Source organism: Burkholderia sp. IDO3 (assembly GCF_003366075.1).
Lineage (GTDB): Bacteria > Pseudomonadota > Gammaproteobacteria > Burkholderiales > Burkholderiaceae > Burkholderia > Burkholderia anthina.
Genome location: NZ_CP028963.1, coordinates 1,656,518 through 1,674,813 on the forward strand (window position 1 = coordinate 1,656,518; position 18,296 = coordinate 1,674,813).

An 18,296-nucleotide genomic window follows, 5' to 3' on the forward strand; every position below is an offset into this window, starting at 1 on the left:
GCGAGCGGCGGGCGCGAACACCTGAGAGGACACTGTGCAACTGACGGAACTGATAGAAACCACGGTCACCGGGCTCGGCTACGAGCTGGTGGATCTTGAGCGCACCGGGCGCGGCATGCTTTGCATCTATATCGATCAGCTTGCCGGCATCTCGCTCGAAGATTGCGAAAAGGTCACGCGTCAGCTCCAGCACGTCTTGACGGTCGAAAACATCGATTACGAACGGCTTGAAGTCTCGTCCCCGGGGCTCGACCGCCCGTTGAAGAAACTGGCCGACTTCGAGCGCTTCGCCGGCAGTGAAGCTTCCGTGACCTTGAAAAAGCCGCTGGACGGGCGCAAGACGTACCGGGGCATTCTGCACGCGCCGAATGGCGAAACGATCGGTTTGGAATTTGAGAGGGAGAAGGGCGAGGCAGCCATGCTGGATTTCACGCTGGCCGATATCGATAAAGCCCGCCTGATTCCGCAAGTTGACTTTAGGAGCCGCAAATAATGAGTCGCGAAGTGTTGATGCTGGTGGATGCGCTGGCGCGCGAGAAAAACGTCGACAAGGATGTGGTGCTGGGCGCCCTCGAGGCTGCGCTCGCGTCCGCGTCCAAGAAGCTGTTCGACGAAGGCGCCGAAATCCGCGTCCATATCGATCGCGAAAGCGGCGAGCACGAAACCTTCCGTCGCTGGCTCGTCGTACCCGACGAGGCGGGCTTGCAGGAGCCGGATCGCGAGATCCTGCTGTTCGAAGCGCGTGAGCAGAAGTCCGACGTCGAAGTCGGCGAATTCATCGAGGAGCCGGTGCCGTCGATCGAGTTCGGCCGTATCGGCGCGCAGGCTGCGAAGCAGGTGATCCTGCAGAAGGTGCGCGATGCAGAGCGCGAGCAGATCCTGAACGACTACCTCGAGCGCGGCGAAAAGATCATGACGGGGACGGTGAAGCGCCTCGACAAGGGCAATTTCATCGTCGAATCGGGCCGTGTCGAAGCGCTGCTGCGCCGCGACCAGCTGATCCCGAAGGAAAACTTGCGCGTGGGCGACCGCGTGCGCGCGTACATCGCGAAGGTCGACCGCACCGCGCGCGGCCCGCAGATCGAACTGTCGCGTACGGCGCCGGAATTCCTGATGAAGCTGTTCGAGATGGAAGTGCCGGAAATCGAGCAGGGCCTGCTCGAGATCAAGGCGGCCGCTCGCGATCCGGGCGTGCGCGCGAAGATCGGCGTGATCGCCTACGACAAGCGGATCGATCCGATCGGCACCTGTGTCGGCATCCGCGGCTCGCGCGTGCAGGCCGTGCGCAACGAGCTTGGTGGCGAAAACATCGACATCGTGCTATGGTCGGAGGATCCCGCCCAGTTCGTGATCGGCGCGCTCGCGCCGGCAGCTGTCCAGTCGATCGTCGTCGATGAAGAAAAGCACTCGATGGACGTCGTCGTCGACGAGAACGAGCTGGCTGTCGCGATCGGCCGCAGCGGTCAGAACGTTCGCCTTGCCGGCGAACTGACCGGCTGGCAGATCAACATCATGACGCCGGACGAGTCCGCCCTGAAGCAGGGTGAGGAACGCGACCGCCTGCGTGCGCTGTTCATGGCGCGTCTCGATGTCGACGAAGAAGTTGCCGATATCCTGATCGACGAAGGCTTCACGAGTCTCGAAGAAATCGCTTATGTGCCGCTCAACGAAATGCTCGAAATCGAGGCATTCGATGAGGACACCGTGCATGAGCTGCGCAACCGCGCACGCGACGCATTGCTGACGATGGCGATCGCGAACGAAGAAAAGGTCGAGAATGCAGCGCTGGATTTGAAGGGCCTCGACGGCGTCACGCCGGAGTTGCTCGCGAAGCTGGCCGAACACGGCATGCAGACGCGCGACGATCTCGCCGAGCTGGCTGTGGATGAACTGGTCGACATGACCGGAATGGAAGAGGATGCCGCTAAGGCGTTGATCATGAAAGCACGTGAACATTGGTTCCAGTGAGAAATGACCATGGCGCACTGATTTGATGGCGGCCGTATGGCCTGACCCGATGCTAACAGCAAGGAATCGGTCCTTGCACTAAGAGGAATGAATGGCGAGTAACAACGTAGCCCAATTTGCCGCGGAACTGAAAATGCCTGCTGGTGTGCTGCTCGAGCAGCTGCAGGCAGCGGGCGTCCAGAAAGCGAGTGAAGACGATGCGCTGTCCGAAGCGGACAAGGCGCGTCTGCTCGATCATTTGCGCAAGTCGCACGGCGCAACCGACGGCGACAAGCGCAAGATCACGCTGACCCGCAAGCATACGTCGGAGATCAAGCAATCTGACGCGACGGGCAAGGCTCGCACCATTCAGGTCGAGGTCCGCAAGAAGCGCACGTTCGTCAAGCGCGACGAAGTGAGCGAGGGTGCGGAACAGGGTCAGGCGCAGGTCGCCGAAGCGGACGACGACGCGGAACTGAAGCGTCGCGAGGAAGAGGCGCGCCGCGAGGCCGAGCTGCTCGAGAAGCAGGCGCAGGAACTGCGCGAGCGTCAGGAACGCCTCGAGCGCGAGGAAGCCGAGCGTCGCGCCCGCGAGGAAGCGGCTGAAGCCGAGCGTCGTCGCGCCGAGGAAGAGGCGGCGGCGAAGCGTGCCGCGGCCGAAGCCGCCGCAGCACAGCAGGCTGCTGCTCAGCAGGCCGTCGAGGCCAAGCAGGAAGCAGCCGCTGCACCGGCCGCGCCGGCGCCGGCCGCACAGGACGAAGCACGCGCGGCCGCAGAACGTGCGGCACAGCGCGAAGCGGCGAAGAAGGCCGAAGACGCTGCCCGCGAAGCGGCGGACAAGGCGCGCGCCGAGCAGGAAGAAATCAGCAAGCGTCGCGCGGCGGCAGAAGCCGAAGCGCGCGCGATCCGCGAAATGATGAACACGCCGCGCAAGGCAGTGGTCAAGGCAGTCGAACCGCCGAAGCCGGTGGAACCGCCGAAGCCGGCCGAAGCGAAGGGCACGCTGCACAAGCCGGCCAAGCCGGCTGGCGCGGGCGCGCAAGCACGTCCGGCCGTGAAGAAGCCGGCAGGTGCAGCGCCGGCGACGACGCAGGCTCCGGCAGGTGCGGGAGATCGCAACAAGAAGCCGGGCGGCGGCAAGGGCGGCTGGCAGGACGACGCAGCGAAGCGCCGCGGCATCAAGACGCGTGGCGATTCGAGCGGCGGTGTCGACCGCGGCTGGCGCGGCGGCCCGAAGGGTCGTGGCCGTCACCAGGACAGCTCGTCGACGTTCCAGGCACCGACCGAACCGATCGTGCGTGAAGTGCACGTGCCGGAAACCGTTTCGGTTGCCGATCTTGCGCACAAGATGTCGATCAAGGCCTCGGAAGTCATCAAGGTGATGATGAAGATGGGCCAGATGGTCACCATCAACCAGGTGCTGGACCAGGAAACGGCGATGATCGTCGTCGAAGAACTGGGCCACCGCGCGGTTGCCGCGAAGCTGGACGATCCGGAAGCGCTGCTGGTCGAAGGCGAGACCAGCACCGACGCAGAGCAATTGCCGCGTCCGCCGGTCGTCACGGTGATGGGTCACGTCGACCACGGCAAGACCTCGCTGCTCGATCACATCCGCCGCGCGAAGGTTGCAGCGGGCGAAGCGGGCGGCATTACGCAGCACATCGGCGCTTACCACGTCGACACGCCGCGTGGCGTCATCACGTTCCTCGATACGCCGGGTCACGAGGCGTTCACGGCAATGCGTGCACGCGGCGCGAAGGCGACCGACATCGTGGTGCTGGTGGTGGCGGCCGACGACGGCGTGATGCCGCAGACGAAGGAAGCTATCGCTCACGCGAAGGCGGGTGGCGTGCCGATCGTCGTGGCGATCAACAAGATCGACAAGCCGGAAGCGAACCCGGACCGTGTCAAGCAGGAACTGGTCGCGGAAGGCGTCGTGCCGGAAGAATACGGTGGCGATTCGCCGTTCGTGCCGGTGTCGGCAAAGACGGGCGCCGGTATCGACGACCTGCTCGAGAACGTGCTGCTGCAAGCGGAGGTGCTGGAACTGAAGGCACCGATCGAAGCACCGGCCAAGGGCATCGTGATCGAAGCGAAGCTCGACAAGGGCAAGGGCCCGGTCGCGACGATCCTGGTGCAGTCCGGTACGCTGAACCGTGGCGACATCGTGCTGGCAGGCACGGCTTATGGCCGCGTGCGTGCGATGCTCGACGAGAACGGCAAGCCGACGAAGGAAGCCGGCCCGTCGATCCCGGTCGAAATCCAGGGTCTGTCGGAAGTGCCGGGTGCAGGCGAGGAAGTGATCGTGCTGCCGGACGAGCGCAAGGCGCGCGAAATCGCGCTGTTCCGTCAAGGCAAGTTCCGCGACGTCAAGCTGGCGAAGCAGCAGGCCGCGAAGCTGGAAAGCATGCTCGAGCAGATGGGCGAAGGCGAAGTGCAGAACCTGCCGCTCATCATCAAGGCGGACGTGCAGGGCTCGCAGGAAGCACTCGTGCAGTCGCTGCTCAAGCTGTCGACCGACGAAGTGCGTGTGCAGATCGTGCACAGCGCGGTGGGCGGCATCAGCGAAAACGACGTCAACCTGGCAACGGCATCGAAGGCGGTCATCATCGGCTTCAACACGCGTGCGGATGCACAGGCGCGCAAGCTGGCCGAGTCGAACGGTATCGACATCCGCTACTACAACATCATCTATGACGCAGTGGATGAGGTGAAGGCGGCGATGTCGGGCATGCTGGCGCCGGAGAAGCGCGAAGTCATCACCGGTATGGTCGAGGTGCGCCAGGTGTTCAAGGTGCCGAAGATCGGTACGGTCGCTGGCTGTATGGTCACCGACGGTATCGTCAAGCGCTCGTCGTCGGTTCGCGTGCTGCGCAACAACGTCGTGATCTTCACGGGCGAACTCGAATCGCTGAAGCGCTTCAAGGACGACGTGAAGGAAGTCAAGCAAGGCTTCGAGTGCGGTATGTCGGTGAAGAACTTCAACGACGTCACCGAAGGCGACCAGTTCGAAGTATTCGAAGTGACCGAAGTCGCACGTACGCTGTAATCGTCGCGTATCGGCTCATGGGGCGGGGCAGGCTTGGGCCTGTCCCGCCCATTTTCATGGTGGCGTGCCAACGGCGCGCCGCTTTATCCTGATAAACGGATCACGGATCGATCATGTCCAGGAAACGTACTTCCCCCAATCGCAACGTTCAGATTGCCGACCAGATTCAGCGCGATCTGTCCGAACTCATCATGCGCGAGGTCAAAGACCCGCGGATCGGCATCGTGACCATCCAGAGCGTCGAGCTCACGCCGGACTACGCACACGCGAAGGTCTATTTCACGGCGCTCACCGGCGATCCGGACAAGACGCAGGAAGCGCTGAACCACGCGTCGGGTCACCTGCACAACCTGCTGTTCAAGCGCCTGCACATTCATACCGTGCCGACGCTGCATTTCCACTACGATCAGACGATCGAAAAGGCGGTGGAGATGTCGCGCCTGATCAAGGAAGCCAACTCGACACGCGCGAAGGACGACGACGAAGCCGACGCGTCCGCGAAGGACGACTGAGCTCGCGCGCCCTATGACGACTGCAGCAAACCAGCGTCCACGCGTGCCGCGGCGCGCGCTGGACGGCGTCCTTCTGCTCGACAAGCCGGTCGGTTTGTCGAGCAGCGACGCATTGATTCGCGCCAAGCGCCTGCTTCTCGCGAAGAAGGCCGGTCATACCGGCACGCTCGATCCGCTGGCCTCGGGCCTGTTGCCGCTGTGCTTCGGCGAGGCGACGAAGTTCTCGCAGGACTTGCTCGAAGCCGACAAGACCTACGAAGCGACGATGCATCTCGGCGTGCGCACGACGACCGGCGACGCGGAAGGCGACGTGCTCGACACGCGTGCCGTCGAATGCGACCTCGCGGCGGTGGAAGCAGCGCTTGCGCGCTTTACCGGCGAGATCGTGCAGGTGCCGCCGATGTATTCGGCGCTCAAGCGCGACGGCAAGCCGCTGTATGAATATGCGCGCGCGGGCCAGACCGTCGAGCGGGAAGGCCGCAACGTGACGATCCATGCGCTCGATCTGCTCGCCTGCGAACTGCCGGATGTGACGTTTCGTGTGACCTGCAGCAAGGGCACGTACGTGCGTACGCTCGCGGAAGATATCGGCGAAGCACTCGGCTGCGGTGCGCATCTGACGATGCTGCGCCGCACGGGTGTCGGCGCGCTGACGCTCGAGCATGCGGTGACGCTCGACATGCTGTCCGACGCCGCCGAAGCGGCACGCGATGCGTGGCTTCAGCCGGTCGATGCGCTGCTGTCGACGTTTCCGCTGGTGCGTCTCGACGAAGCCAGCGCGAAGCGCTTCCTGCACGGCCAGCGCTTGCCGCTGTCGGCGCTCGATTCGATCGATGCGGCAGAAGGCGATCGTGTGCGCGTGTACGACGCCCGACGTCTGCTTGGCGTGGCGCGCAAGGCCAACGGCGTGCTCGCACCCGAACGTCTCGTCGTGACGGCTGAGTGATGTGACGCGCGCAAGCGCCGTCGTCGAAGCCCGTCGAAACGAAAAAAGCCCGGTCGAAATCGACCGGGCTTTTTGTTTGGCGCGTTGCCTTGAGCTGGGGCTCAGTGTGCAGCCGACGCAGCCGCCCCCGCATCGCCGCCGCCCGCGCGTTCGGGTTTCGTGATCCAGATCAGTCCGATCAGCAGCACGAAGATCGCCGCGGAAATGTAGAACAGATCGTTCACGCCGAGTTGCGCAGCCTGCTGGGTGGCCATGTTGTTGATCAGGCCATGCGCCTGCTCCGGCGTGAGCCCGAGGTTGCCCATCTGCGTGACGGCCTGGTTGAACGTCGGGTTGTACAGATTCGTCTGCTCGACCAGTTGCGCGTGGTGGAAGTTGTTCCGATGATCCCACGCGGTCTGGAAGATCGACGTGCCGATGCCGCCGCACATGATCCGCACGAAGTTCGACAGGCCCGACGCCGCGGGAATGCGGTGGCCGGGCAGGCCGGACAGCGTGATCGATACGAGCGGAATGAAGAAGCCGGCCATCGCGATGCCCTGCACGAGCGTCGGCAGCATCAGTGACCACTCGTCGACGCCGGTCGTGTAGAGCGAGCGCATCCAGAAGCACAGCGCGAACGTCAGGAATGCGGCGGTCGCGATGTAGCGCGGGTCGGTGCGCGGCAGGAACTTGCCGGTCAGCGGCGACAGCAGGATCGCGAACAGCCCGACGGGCGCCATCACCAGACCCGCGTCGGTTGCCGTATAGCCGATCTGGGTCTGCAGCCACAGCGGCAACAGCACGAGGTTGCCGAAGTAGAGCCCGTAGCCGACCGCCAGCGCGATCGTGCCGCCGGTGAAGTTCCGCATCCGGAACAGCGACAGGTCGACGACCGGATGTTCCGCGGTCAGTTCCCAGATCACGAAGAACGCGAACGAGATGATCGCGATCAGCGCGAGCGCGACGATCGTGGTCGACGCGAACCAGTCGAGATCCTTGCCCTTGTCGAGCATGATCTGCAGCGAGCCGACCCACAGCACGAGCAGCGCGAGGCCGACGCCGTCGATCGGCGCGCGGCGCACCGTCGACTCACGCGTACGGTAGATCGACCACGTGGCAAGCGCAGCGGCGATGCCGACGGGGATGTTCACGTAGAAGATCCACGGCCACGAATAATTGTCCGAGATCCAGCCGCCGAGGATCGGCCCCGCGACCGGCGCGATCAGCGTCGTCATCGACCACAGGGCGAGCGCCATCGGCGCTTTCGCACGGGGGTAGCTCGACAGCAGCAGCGATTGCGACAGCGGAATCATCGGCCCGGCGACCGCGCCCTGGAGCACGCGCGACGCGAGCAGGAACGGCAGGCTCGGCGCCAGCCCGCACATCCACGACGAGATGACGAACAGGATGATCGACGCGAGGAACAGGCGAACCTGTCCGAAGCGATCGGTCAGCCAGCCCGTCAGTGGCACCGAGATCGCGTTCGCGACCGCGAACGACGTGATGACCCACGTACCCTGGTCGGAAGACACGCCGAGGTCGCCCGAGATGGTCGGGATCGCGACGTTCGCGATGGACGTGTCGAGCACGTTCATGAACACCGCGAGCGATACCGCGATCGTCCCGAGCACGAGTTGCCCGCCCTGCAAGGGCGGGTGGGAGACAGGAGCCTGTGCCATGTCGGTAGTTTTTCCGGAATCGAGCCGTTACATCATCTTGGCGGTGCCGTTCGACTTCGCCGCGGCCGGTGCCGCCGCGTTGCCGCCGGCGTTCGCCGCGATGATGCGAGCGATTTCGGCGTCGGCTTCGTCACCGTACTTCGCGAACACGTTGGTCTCGTAGACCGTGTTCTGCGCGTTTGCGAGCTGGTCGCCGCGTTCGTCCTTGATGTCGACGTCGACCTGCATCGACAGGCCGATGCGCAGCGGATGCTTCTCGAGATCCTTCGGATCGATTTCGATACGCACCGGCAGGCGCTGCACGACCTTGATCCAGTTGCCCGTCGCGTTCTGCGCCGGCAGCAGCGAGAACGCGGAGCCCGTGCCGGCCGAGAAGCCGACGACCTTGCCGTGGTACACGATCGACGAGCCGTAGATGTCGGCCGTCAGTTCGACCGGCTGGCCGATGCGCATGTGATTGAGCTGGACTTCCTTGAAGTTCGCATCGACCCACACGGCGTTCAGCGGCACGACCGACATCAGCGGGTTGCCCGGCGACACGCGCTGGCCGACTTGCACCGAGCGCTTCGCGACATAGCCGGTGACCGGCGCGGGCAGCACGTTACGTGCGTTCGCGAGGTACGCGTCGCGCACCTTTGCCGCGGCCGCCATCACGTTCGGGTGCGATGCGATCGTCGTGTTCGCGGTCAGCGCGCGGTTCGATGCGAGCTGCTGCTGGGCCGCGTCGACCGAGGCCTGTGCGGCGCGCACGGCGTCGCGTGCGTGGGAGATCTCTTCCTGCGACACGGCGCCCGTTTGCGCGACGGCCAGGCGACGACGCAGGTCGTCCTGCGCCTTCGACAGGTCGGAGTCGCGCAGCGCGACTTGCGCACGGTACTGGTCGTCGTTGACGAACAGGCCGCGCACCTGGCGCACCGTCTGCGCGAGGTTTGCTTCGGCCTGCTGCAGCGCGACTTGCGAATCGGCCGGATCGAGCACGACCAGCGGATCGCCGGCCTTGACCGTCTGCGTATCGTCGGCCTTCACGGCGATCACCGTACCCGTGACCTGCGGCGTGATCTGCACGACGTTGCCGTTCACGTATGCGTCGTCGGTCTCTTCATGGAAGCGCGCGACGAGGAAGTAGTACAGACCGTACGCGATGGCCGCGATCACGATGACCGCGATCAGCAGCGTCATCATCCGTTTGCGCTTCCCGTTGTTCTGCGGCTGTGCGCTGGCGGCGTTTTGTTGAGGGTCGCTCATGGCGATTTTCTCCGTCCGTTATTTCGAGTGTCTGCGTAGTGGTGGCGCCGGATCAGTTGGCGGCCTGTTGTGTCTGCTTGCCGGTGTCGGTCGCGTCGGGCGCGGCGAGTCGCGTGCCGGTCGCGTCGAACCCGCCGCCGAGCGCCTTGATCAGCGCGAGCTGCATGTCGCGCCGGCGCATCTTCAGGTTGGTCACGGTCTGTTCCGATGCAAGGCGGTTGCTGTCCGCGGTCAGCACCTGGAGCTGCGGCGACAGGCCGGCCTTGTAGCGGATCACGGCGAGGTCGTACGCACGCGTCGACGCGTCGAGCGCGCGCTGTGCGTCGCCCATCTGACGATCGACCGCGCGGATCGAGGCAACTTGCGTCGCGACATCGTTCAGCGCGCTGATCAGCGTCTGGTTGTAGTTCGCGACCGACAGGTCGAAGTCCGCATAGCGGCCCTTGAGCTGCGCGCGCAGCGCGCCGGCATCGAAGATCGGCAGGTGGATGGCCGGGCCGAACTGCGCCTGGCGGCTTGTGAAATTCAGGAATTTGCCCCAGCCGAACGCATCGAAGCCGAAACCGGCTGCGAGGTTCACGTCCGGGAAGAATTCGGCCTTCGCTTCCTTCACGTCGTGCATCGCGGCCTCGACCTGCCAGCGTGCGGCGACGATGTCGGGGCGGCGCGACACGAGATCGGCCGGCAGGTTGCCGGGCAGCGCCACATCGGCGGTCGGGTTCATCACCGGCGCGGCGATTTGCAGCCCGCGGTCCGGACCCTTGCCGAGCAGGGCGGCGAGCTGGTAGCGCACCGTCGTGATCTGGCCGTCGAGGTCGGACAGCGACGCCTGGGTCGTCGCGATATTGCCGCGTGCGGTCTGGCGCTCCACGTTGGTGTCGAGGCCGGCCGACACGCGCCCGTCGGTGATCTTGCCGACCGTCTGGCGGTTGGCGATCTCGCGTTGGGCGATGTCGCGCAACGCATAGAGTTGCGCGAGCGAGTTGTAGGTGCGGGCGACCGACGACGCGAGCGTGATGCGCGCCTGCTGCATGTCGGCTTCGGCGGCCTTTTCCTGCGACACGGCCGTGTGCAGTCGTTCGCGGTTCTTGCCCCACAGGTCGAGATCCCACGATGCGCTCGCGAGCGCATTGTTCTCGCTGTACCACTGACCGCCGTACGGCGGCGGGAACAGCGCATTCGACGAATACAGCTCGCGGGTCCACGAGTAGCTGGCCTCGGCTTTGGGCATCAGGTTGGAGCGCGACGTCTCGATGTATGACGACGCTTTCGCGATGCGCGCCTGCGCCTGCGCGATCGACGGGTTGCCCTGGAGCGCCTCGTCGATCAACTGCGGCAGCTGCGGATCGCCGAACTGGCTGGCCCAGTCGAGCGCCGGCCAATGGCCGCCCTGGGCCGGCAGGCTCTGGGTGGTTTCGAATTGCGACGCGGGCGCAATCTGCTTGTCGCTCTTGATGCCGATGTAGTTCGCGCAGCCTGCCAGCGCCAGCGCGGCAACCGCGGCGGCGACGGCGGCGCGGCACGAACTGGCGCGCACGGACAACGGAGTGGATTTCATCGCGCTGAGCCCTGACTCGGAATGAATGATGGACACTGCAAGGATTTCCTTACATTAATCTGTCAAAAGTAATTGTTATGGCAACTATTCCGTGACGCTGCTACCTGCCGTCTCGCAATAGTTGCTGAGAATGCGGCGCAGCATGCTCTTCAGGAACCCGACTTCCTCCGGCGTAAAACCGCCCAGCAGTTCGTCGAGGACGCTGCGGAACACCGGCGGCAGCCGCTCGGCGAGCGCGCGGCCTTCGTCGGTCAGTTCGAGACGCACGACCCGCCGGTCCTCGATGCTGCGCACGCGGCACAGCAGGCCGCGCTTCTCGACGCGGTCGAGCAGGCGGGTGACGGCGCTCGCGTCGATTCCGTATTCCCGTGCGAGTTCGGCGGCCGTCGAGCATTTGCCGACCGCGATCATGAACAGCATGCTCGCCTGCGTGCCGGTGATGCCGAGCTCTTCCTGCGTGCGTTGCGTGACGAGGTTGGTCATGACCGACTTCACGCGCGACATCAAATAACCGACGCTGTCGTTCATCTGATACGAAGACAGCGGCGAAACGGGCGGTTGGGAAGGAGAATCCGACATAAAACCCTGAAGCTGCAATAGTTGACTAGGCAGCAGTATAGGCACAATTGCTTGCCGCGGCAAATGTTAATCGAACCGACCGGGAGGGCGCGCCGCGGACCAAAATTCCCTTGTCGGGGTAAGGGTTTTCGGCCGGCTGGCGGCAGCTTCGGGCGGTCGATGCAGCGCGCAAGGGAAGGGGCGGAGGCGCGCTGTTTGTTGCGTCGCAGCGGCAGTCCGGCTCCGGACATTCGCACGTGCTATAATTTGTGGTTTCCAAGCTGCAATGCGCGCGCACGTGTCGAACGAGCGTGCGCGTTTGCGCGTTCAACGATTTCCAGGTTTCTATGACCCGCGCCCTTCGCAATATCGCCATCATCGCTCACGTCGACCACGGCAAGACTACGCTTGTCGACCAACTGCTCCGCCAGTCCGGCACCTTCCGCGAGAACCAGCAGATTGCCGAACGCGTGATGGACTCGAACGACATCGAAAAAGAGCGCGGGATCACGATTCTCGCGAAGAACTGCGCGGTCGAATACGAAGGCACGCACATCAACATCGTCGACACGCCGGGGCACGCGGACTTCGGTGGCGAAGTGGAGCGCGTGCTGTCGATGGTCGACTCGGTGCTGCTGCTCGTCGACGCCGTCGAAGGCCCGATGCCGCAAACGCGCTTCGTCACGAAGAAGGCGCTGGCGCTCGGCCTGAAGCCGATCGTCGTCGTCAACAAGATCGACCGTCCGGGTGCGCGGATCGACTGGGTCATCAACCAGACCTTCGACCTGTTCGACAAGCTCGGCGCGACCGAGGAACAGCTCGACTTCCCGATCGTCTATGCGTCGGGCCTGAACGGCTACGCGTCGCTCGACCCGGCCGCCCGCGAAGGCGACATGCGCCCGCTGTTCGAGGCGATCCTCGCGCACGTGCCGGTTCGCCCGGCCGATCCGGAAGCGCCGCTGCAGCTCCAGATCACGTCGCTCGACTTTTCGACGTACGTCGGCCGGATCGGCGTCGGCCGCATCACGCGTGGCCGCATCAAGCCGGGGCAGCCGGTCGTGATGCGCTTCGGCCCGGAAGGCGACGTGCTGAACCGCAAGATCAACCAGGTGCTGTCGTTCAAGGGCCTCGAGCGCGTGCAGGTCGAATCGGCCGAAGCGGGCGACATCGTGCTGATCAACGGTATTGAAGACGTCGGCATCGGCGCGACGATCTGCGCGGTCGATACGCCGGAAGCGCTGCCGATGATCACCGTCGACGAGCCGACGCTGACGATGAACTTCCTGGTCAACTCGTCGCCGCTAGCCGGCCGCGAAGGCAAGTTCGTGACGAGCCGCCAGATCCGCGATCGTCTGATGAAGGAACTGAACCACAACGTTGCGCTGCGCGTGAAGGACACGGGCGACGAAACGGTGTTCGAAGTGTCGGGCCGTGGCGAACTGCACCTGACGATTCTCGTCGAGAACATGCGCCGTGAAGGCTACGAGCTGGCCGTGTCGCGTCCGCGCGTCGTGATGCAGGAAATCGACGGCGTGCGGCACGAGCCGTACGAACTGCTGACCGTCGACGTCGAAGACGAGCACCAGGGTGGCGTGATGGAAGAGCTCGGCCGCCGCAAGGGCGAGATGCTCGACATGGCATCGGACGGCCGCGGCCGCACGCGTCTGGAGTACAAGATGTCGGCGCGTGGCCTGATCGGCTTCCAGAGCGAATTCCTGACGCTCACGCGCGGTACGGGCCTGATGAGCCACATCTTCGACTCGTACGCACCGGTCAAGGACGGCTCGGTCTTCGAGCGCCGCAACGGCGTGCTGATCTCGCAGGACGACGGCGCAGCCGTGGCCTACGCACTGTGGAAGCTGCAGGACCGCGGCCGCATGTTCGTGAAGCCGGGTGACGCGCTGTATGAGGGCATGATCATCGGCATCCACAGTCGCGACAACGACCTCGTCGTGAACCCGATCAAGGGCAAGCAGCTGACGAACGTGCGCGCGTCGGGTACCGACGAAGCCGTGCGTCTCGTGCCGCCGGTCCAGATGTCGCTCGAATACGCGGTCGAATTCATCGACGACGACGAACTCGTCGAAGTGACGCCGCAGTCGATCCGTCTGCGCAAGCGCTTCCTGAAGGAACACGAGCGTCGTCGCGCGAGCCGCGAAGGCGCGGTCGACTAAGCTCGATCGTTCCCGTGCATGACGAAAAAGGCCACCTCCGGGTGGCCTTTTTTGCATCTGCGCAATGCGCAACCGGACAGCCTGCAAAACACTGTTCCCGCGGGTCGTTGCAATCGGGCAAAACCCCGTCGCGCGGTGCTTTCAGGCACATTTCGTCGTGAACTTCGGTATCGGTTCTGTGATATGCTGCGCGCACGCAAGTTTTAGGTCCTTCCAAGCAAGACTTGATTCGCAATCCGCTAAACGGTCAGGCCGTGTCGCGGAAGGTTGAGTAACCCGCTATTTCTCGAGAAGCTCGAAGAAAGGTGAGCGTAAAATGTCAGATGTAATGAAGCAGTTTCAGCTGAACTCCTATCTGTTCGGCGGCAATGCTTCGTACGTTGAAGAACTGTACGATGCATACCTCAACAATCCGGCATCGGTGCCGGAGAACTGGCGTGAGTATTTCGACGCGTTGCAGAACGTCCCTGCAACCGACGGCTCGACCGCCAATGACGTCGCTCATTTTCCGATCGTCGAATCGTTCGCCGAGCGTGCGAAGGCCAATGCCTTCATCCCGCGCGAAAGCACCAGCAACCTGGCAACCGCGCGCAAGCAGGTTCACGTCCAGTCCCTGATCAGCGCATATCGCTTCCTCGGCTCGCAATGGGCCAATCTGGATCCGCTGAAGCGTCGCGAACGTCCCGCCATTCCCGAACTCGAACCGGCTTTCTACGACTTCTCGGAAGGCGACCTCGACCAGACGTACAGCGCGAGCAACCTGTATTTCGGTTTCGACCAGGCTTCGCTGCGCGATATCGTCAAGGGCCTGCGTGACACGTACTGCGGCACGATCGGCGCCGAGTACATGTACATCAGCGACCCGGAGCAGAAGCGCTGGTGGCAGGAGCGTCTGGAGTCGACCCGCGCGACACCGAATTTCTCGGCCGACGAGAAAAAGCACATCCTGAACCGCCTGACGGCCGCTGAAGGCCTCGAGCGTTACCTGCACACCAAGTACGTCGGCCAGAAGCGCTTCTCGCTCGAAGGCGGCGAGAGCTTCATCGCGGCGATGGACGAAGTCGTCCAGCACGCGGGCAAGAGCGGCGTGCAGGAAATCATCATCGGCATGGCTCACCGCGGCCGCCTGAACGTGCTGGTCAACACGCTGGGCAAGATGCCGGCCGACCTGTTCGCCGAATTCGAAGGCAAGCACGTCGACGACCTGCCGGCCGGTGACGTGAAGTACCACAAGGGCTTCTCGTCGGACGTGTCGACCGAAGGCGGCCCGGTCCACCTGTCGCTCGCGTTCAACCCGTCGCACCTCGAAATCGTGAACCCGGTGGTCGAAGGTTCCGCGAAGGCGCGGATGGACCGCCGCGGCGACGAAGACGGCCTGCAAGTGCTGCCGGTGCAGATCCACGGCGACGCGGCCTTCGCTGGCCAGGGCGTCGTGATGGAAACGCTGAACCTCGCGCAGACGCGCGGTTACGGCACGCACGGCACGCTGCACATCGTCATCAACAACCAGATCGGCTTCACGACGTCGGACCCGCGCGATGCGCGCTCGACGCTGTACTGTACCGACGTGGTCAAGATGATCGAAGCGCCGGTGCTGCACGTGAACGGCGATGATCCGGAAGCTGTCGTCCTCGCGATCCAGATCGCGATCGACTACCGGATGCAGTTCCACAAGGATGTCGTGATTGACATCGTCTGCTTCCGCAAGCTGGGTCACAACGAGCAGGACACGCCGGCGGTCACGCAGCCGCTGATGTACAAGAAGATCGCGCAGCACCCGGGCACCCGTGCGCTGTACGCCGAGAAGCTCGTGCAGCAAGGCGTGATCACCGCGGAAGACGCCGACAGCTACGTGAAGGCGTACCGCAAGGCGATGGACGACGGCCACCACACCGTCGATCCGGTCCTGTCGAACTACAAGAGCAAGTACGCGGTCGACTGGGTTCCGTTCCTGAACCGCAAGTGGACGGACGCAGCCGATACGGCCGTGCCGCTCGCCGAACTGAAGCGCCTCGGCGAACGCATCACGACGGTCCCGGAAAATTTCAAGGTTCACCCGCTCGTCGAGCGCGTGATCAACGACCGCCGCAACATGGCGCGCGGCGACCAGCCGCTCGACTGGGGCATGGGCGAACACCTCGCATTCGCGTCGCTCGTCGCATCGGGCTACTCGGTGCGTCTGACGGGCCAGGACTCGGGCCGCGGCACGTTCACGCACCGTCACGCGGTGCTGCACGACCAGAACCGCGAGCGCTGGAACGACGGCACGTACGTGCCGCTGCAGAACATCGCTGAAGGCCAGGCGAAGTTCACGGTGATCGACTCGGTGCTGTCGGAAGAAGCGGTGCTGGGCTTCGAATACGGTTACTCGACCGCCGAGCCGAACACGCTCGTGCTGTGGGAAGCGCAGTTCGGCGACTTCGTGAACGGCGCGCAGGTCGTGATCGACCAGTTCATCTCGTCGGGCGAAGTGAAGTGGGGCCGCGTGTCGGGTCTCACGATGCTGCTGCCGCACGGCTACGAAGGCCAGGGTCCGGAGCACTCGTCGACCCGTATCGAGCGTTTCCTGCAACTGTGTGCCGACCACAACATGCAGGTCGTTCAGCCGACGACCCCGGCGCAGATTTTCCACCTGCTGCGTCGCCAGATGATTCGTCTGTTCCGCAAGCCGCTGATCGTCGCAACGCCGAAGTCGCTGCTGCGCCACAAGGAAGCGGTGTCGGACCTGTCGGAACTCGCGAAGGGTTCGTTCCAGCCGGTGCTGGGCGAAACCGACGGCGGCATCGACGCGAAGAAGGTCAAGCGCGTGCTGGCTTGCTCGGGCCGCGTGTATTACGACCTCGTCGCGCACCGCCGCGAAGCGAAGGCGAACGACGTCGCGATCATCCGTATCGAGCAGCTGTATCCGTTCGCGCACAAGCAGTTCGAAGCCGAAATGAAGAAGTACGAGAACGCGACTGAAGTGGTCTGGGTGCAGGACGAGCCGCAGAACCAGGGCCCCTGGTTCTACGTCGAGCACCACCTGAAGGAAGGCATGAAGGACGGGCAGAAGCTGGCATACAGCGGCCGTCCGGCTTCGGCCTCGCCGGCGGTTGGCTACTACGCGAAGCACTACGAGCAGCAGAAGGCCCTCATCGAAGGTGCTTTCGGCCGCCTGAAGAGCGCATCGATCGCGAAATAACCGACGGAAGCGAAACGGGAAGGCGCGCCGCGCTTTCCCGTCTCTTTTGGCCCGCCGGGCGCGTTGCGCGCCGCACCGGCCCAAGGAATCGCACGAACCTCGTCATTACCCAGATTAAGCATCCAGGAAAATCACATGGCTATCGTAGAAGTCAAAGTCCCCCAGCTTTCGGAGTCGGTTTCGGAAGCCACCATGCTGCAGTGGAAGAAGAAGCCGGGCGAAGCAGTCGCGCAGGACGAAATCCTGATCGAACTCGAGACCGACAAGGTCGTGCTCGAAGTGCCGGCACCGGCAGCGGGCGTGCTCACGCAAGTGCTGCAGAACGACGGTGACACGGTCGTTGCCGACCAGATCATCGCGACGATCGACACCGAAGCGAAGGCCGGCGCGGCCGAAGCAGCGGCAGGCGCCGCCGAAGTCAAGCCGGCGGCAGCACCTGCTGCAGCCGCACCGGCAGCCCAGCCGGCTGCTGCAACCGCATCGTCGGCAACCGCATCGCCGGCCGCAGCGAAGCTGCTGGCCGAGAAGGGCCTGTCGGCGGGCGACGTCGCGGGTTCGGGCCGCGACGGCCGCGTCACGAAGGGCGACGCGCTGTCCGCAGGCAGCGCACCGAAGGCTGCGCCGGCCGCCGCACCGGCGAAGACCGCCGCTGCGAAGCCGTCGCTGCCGGAAGTGAAGGTGCCGGCGTCGGCAACGACGTGGCTGAACGACCGTCCGGAACAGCGCGTGCCGATGTCGCGTCTGCGTGCGCGTATCGCCGAGCGTCTGCTCGAATCGCAGCAGACCAACGCGATCCTGACGACGTTCAACGAAGTCAACATGCAGCCGGTCATGGACCTGCGCTCGAAGTACAAGGACCGGTTCGAGAAGGAACATGGCGTGAAGCTCGGCTTCATGTCGTTCTTCGTGAAGGCGGCCGTGCACGCGCTGAAGAAGTTCCCGCTGGTGAACGCGTCGATCGACGGTAACGACATCGTCTACCACGGCTACTTCGACATCGGTATTGCAGTCGGTTCGCCGCGCGGTCTGGTCGTGCCGATCCTGCGCAACGCGGATCAGCTGAGCCTCGCCGAAATCGAGAAGAAGATTGCCGAATTCGGCCAGAAGGCGAAGGACGGCAAGCTGTCGATCGAAGAAATGACGGGCGGTACGTTCTCGATCTCGAACGGCGGCGTGTTCGGCTCGATGCTGTCGACCCCGATCATCAACCCGCCGCAATCGGCGATCCTCGGCGTGCACGCGACGAAGGAGCGTCCGGTTGTCGAAAACGGCCAGATCGTGATCCGTCCGATCAACTACCTGGCGCTGTCGTACGACCACCGGATCATCGACGGCCGCGAAGCGGTGCTGTCGCTCGTCGCGATGAAGGATGCGCTGGAAGATCCGGCACGCCTGCTGCTCGACCTGTAAGCCGAGTTTCACCGCATTGACCCGCTCCGCACGCTCGCGCACATGCGCGGCCGTG

Annotated in this window: 12 protein-coding genes; 8 read left to right on the forward strand and 4 right to left on the reverse strand. The window is 64.2% G+C overall.

Going from position 1 to position 18,296, the window contains the following annotated elements; all coding sequences use genetic code 11:
* The first annotated feature begins 34 nt into the window (after positions 1–34).
* From rimP to truB, 5 genes are all read left to right on the forward strand, one after another.
* Positions 35–493 carry a ribosome maturation factor RimP gene (gene rimP / locus DCN14_RS22325; RefSeq protein WP_096506827.1) on the forward strand — a complete coding sequence of 153 codons (459 nt, stop codon included), beginning with the start codon at positions 35–37 and terminating at the stop codon, positions 491–493.
* A complete protein-coding gene (gene nusA / locus DCN14_RS22330) occupies positions 493–1,968 on the forward strand; it encodes a transcription termination factor NusA (RefSeq protein WP_096506826.1) in 1,476 nt (491 codons plus the stop codon). Before rimP ends, nusA begins: the two co-directional genes overlap by 1 nt.
* A gap of 91 nt (positions 1,969–2,059) precedes the next feature.
* Positions 2,060–4,996, forward strand: coding sequence for a translation initiation factor IF-2 (gene infB / locus DCN14_RS22335; protein WP_096506825.1), 2,937 nt, complete (start codon positions 2,060–2,062; stop codon positions 4,994–4,996).
* Positions 4,997–5,109: 113 nt separating this feature from the next.
* Positions 5,110–5,508: a 30S ribosome-binding factor RbfA gene (gene rbfA, locus DCN14_RS22340; RefSeq protein WP_096506824.1), complete on the forward strand. Its 399-nt coding sequence runs from the start codon at positions 5,110–5,112 to the stop codon at positions 5,506–5,508.
* A 13-nt stretch (positions 5,509–5,521) separates the two neighbouring features.
* The gene (truB, locus tag DCN14_RS22345; protein WP_096506823.1) at positions 5,522–6,454 is read left to right on the forward strand and encodes a tRNA pseudouridine(55) synthase TruB; all 933 of its coding nucleotides are present in this window, start codon (positions 5,522–5,524) and stop codon (positions 6,452–6,454) included.
* Positions 6,455–6,555: 101 nt separating this feature from the next.
* Here the strand turns inward: truB and DCN14_RS22350 are convergent, their stop codons facing one another.
* The 4 genes from DCN14_RS22350 to DCN14_RS22365 all read right to left on the reverse strand — a co-directional run bounded on the left by DCN14_RS22350 (position 6,556) and on the right by DCN14_RS22365 (position 11,497).
* Complete coding sequence (locus DCN14_RS22350) at positions 6,556–8,115, reverse strand: DHA2 family efflux MFS transporter permease subunit (RefSeq protein ID WP_096506822.1); 1,560 nt, start codon at positions 8,113–8,115, stop codon at positions 6,556–6,558.
* Positions 8,116–8,142: 27 nt separating this feature from the next.
* Positions 8,143–9,360: an HlyD family efflux transporter periplasmic adaptor subunit gene (locus DCN14_RS22355; protein WP_096506821.1), complete on the reverse strand. Its 1,218-nt coding sequence runs from the start codon at positions 9,358–9,360 to the stop codon at positions 8,143–8,145.
* A gap of 52 nt (positions 9,361–9,412) precedes the next feature.
* The gene (locus DCN14_RS22360) at positions 9,413–10,918 is read right to left on the reverse strand and encodes an efflux transporter outer membrane subunit (protein WP_096506820.1); all 1,506 of its coding nucleotides are present in this window, start codon (positions 10,916–10,918) and stop codon (positions 9,413–9,415) included.
* Positions 10,919–11,002: 84 nt separating this feature from the next.
* Complete coding sequence (locus DCN14_RS22365; protein ID WP_096506819.1) at positions 11,003–11,497, reverse strand: MarR family transcriptional regulator; 495 nt, start codon at positions 11,495–11,497, stop codon at positions 11,003–11,005.
* A 326-nt stretch (positions 11,498–11,823) separates the two neighbouring features.
* Here DCN14_RS22365 and typA point away from each other — a divergent pair, with 326 nt between their 5' ends.
* From typA to odhB, 3 genes are all read left to right on the forward strand, one after another.
* Complete coding sequence (gene typA / locus DCN14_RS22375) at positions 11,824–13,650, forward strand: translational GTPase TypA (protein ID WP_096506818.1); 1,827 nt, start codon at positions 11,824–11,826, stop codon at positions 13,648–13,650.
* 316 nt (positions 13,651–13,966) lie between these two features.
* Positions 13,967–16,831 (forward strand): 2-oxoglutarate dehydrogenase E1 component, encoded by a 2,865-nt coding sequence (locus DCN14_RS22385; protein WP_096506816.1) that lies wholly within the window; start codon positions 13,967–13,969, stop codon positions 16,829–16,831.
* Positions 16,832–16,966: 135 nt separating this feature from the next.
* Complete coding sequence (odhB, locus tag DCN14_RS22390; RefSeq protein WP_096506815.1) at positions 16,967–18,241, forward strand: 2-oxoglutarate dehydrogenase complex dihydrolipoyllysine-residue succinyltransferase; 1,275 nt, start codon at positions 16,967–16,969, stop codon at positions 18,239–18,241.
* The last annotated feature ends 55 nt before the right edge of the window (positions 18,242–18,296 follow it).

Bases quoted from the DNA above. Each gene is read 5' to 3' on its own strand.
- nusA (WP_096506826.1), top strand. From the start codon at position 493: ATGAGTCGCGAAGTGTTGATGCTGGTGGATGCGCTGGCGCGCGAGAAA.
- infB (WP_096506825.1), top strand. From the start codon at position 2,060: ATGGCGAGTAACAACGTAGCCCAATTTGCCGCGGAACTGAAAATGCCT.
- rbfA (WP_096506824.1), top strand. From the start codon at position 5,110: ATGTCCAGGAAACGTACTTCCCCCAATCGCAACGTTCAGATTGCCGAC.
- truB (WP_096506823.1), top strand. From the start codon at position 5,522: ATGACGACTGCAGCAAACCAGCGTCCACGCGTGCCGCGGCGCGCGCTG.
- DCN14_RS22350 (WP_096506822.1), bottom strand. From the start codon at position 8,115: ATGGCACAGGCTCCTGTCTCCCACCCGCCCTTGCAGGGCGGGCAACTC.
- DCN14_RS22355 (WP_096506821.1), bottom strand. From the start codon at position 9,360: ATGAGCGACCCTCAACAAAACGCCGCCAGCGCACAGCCGCAGAACAAC.
- DCN14_RS22360 (WP_096506820.1), bottom strand. From the start codon at position 10,918: ATGAAATCCACTCCGTTGTCCGTGCGCGCCAGTTCGTGCCGCGCCGCC.
- DCN14_RS22365 (WP_096506819.1), bottom strand. From the start codon at position 11,497: ATGTCGGATTCTCCTTCCCAACCGCCCGTTTCGCCGCTGTCTTCGTAT.
- typA (WP_096506818.1), top strand. From the start codon at position 11,824: ATGACCCGCGCCCTTCGCAATATCGCCATCATCGCTCACGTCGACCAC.
- DCN14_RS22385 (WP_096506816.1), top strand. From the start codon at position 13,967: ATGTCAGATGTAATGAAGCAGTTTCAGCTGAACTCCTATCTGTTCGGC.
- odhB (WP_096506815.1), top strand. From the start codon at position 16,967: ATGGCTATCGTAGAAGTCAAAGTCCCCCAGCTTTCGGAGTCGGTTTCG.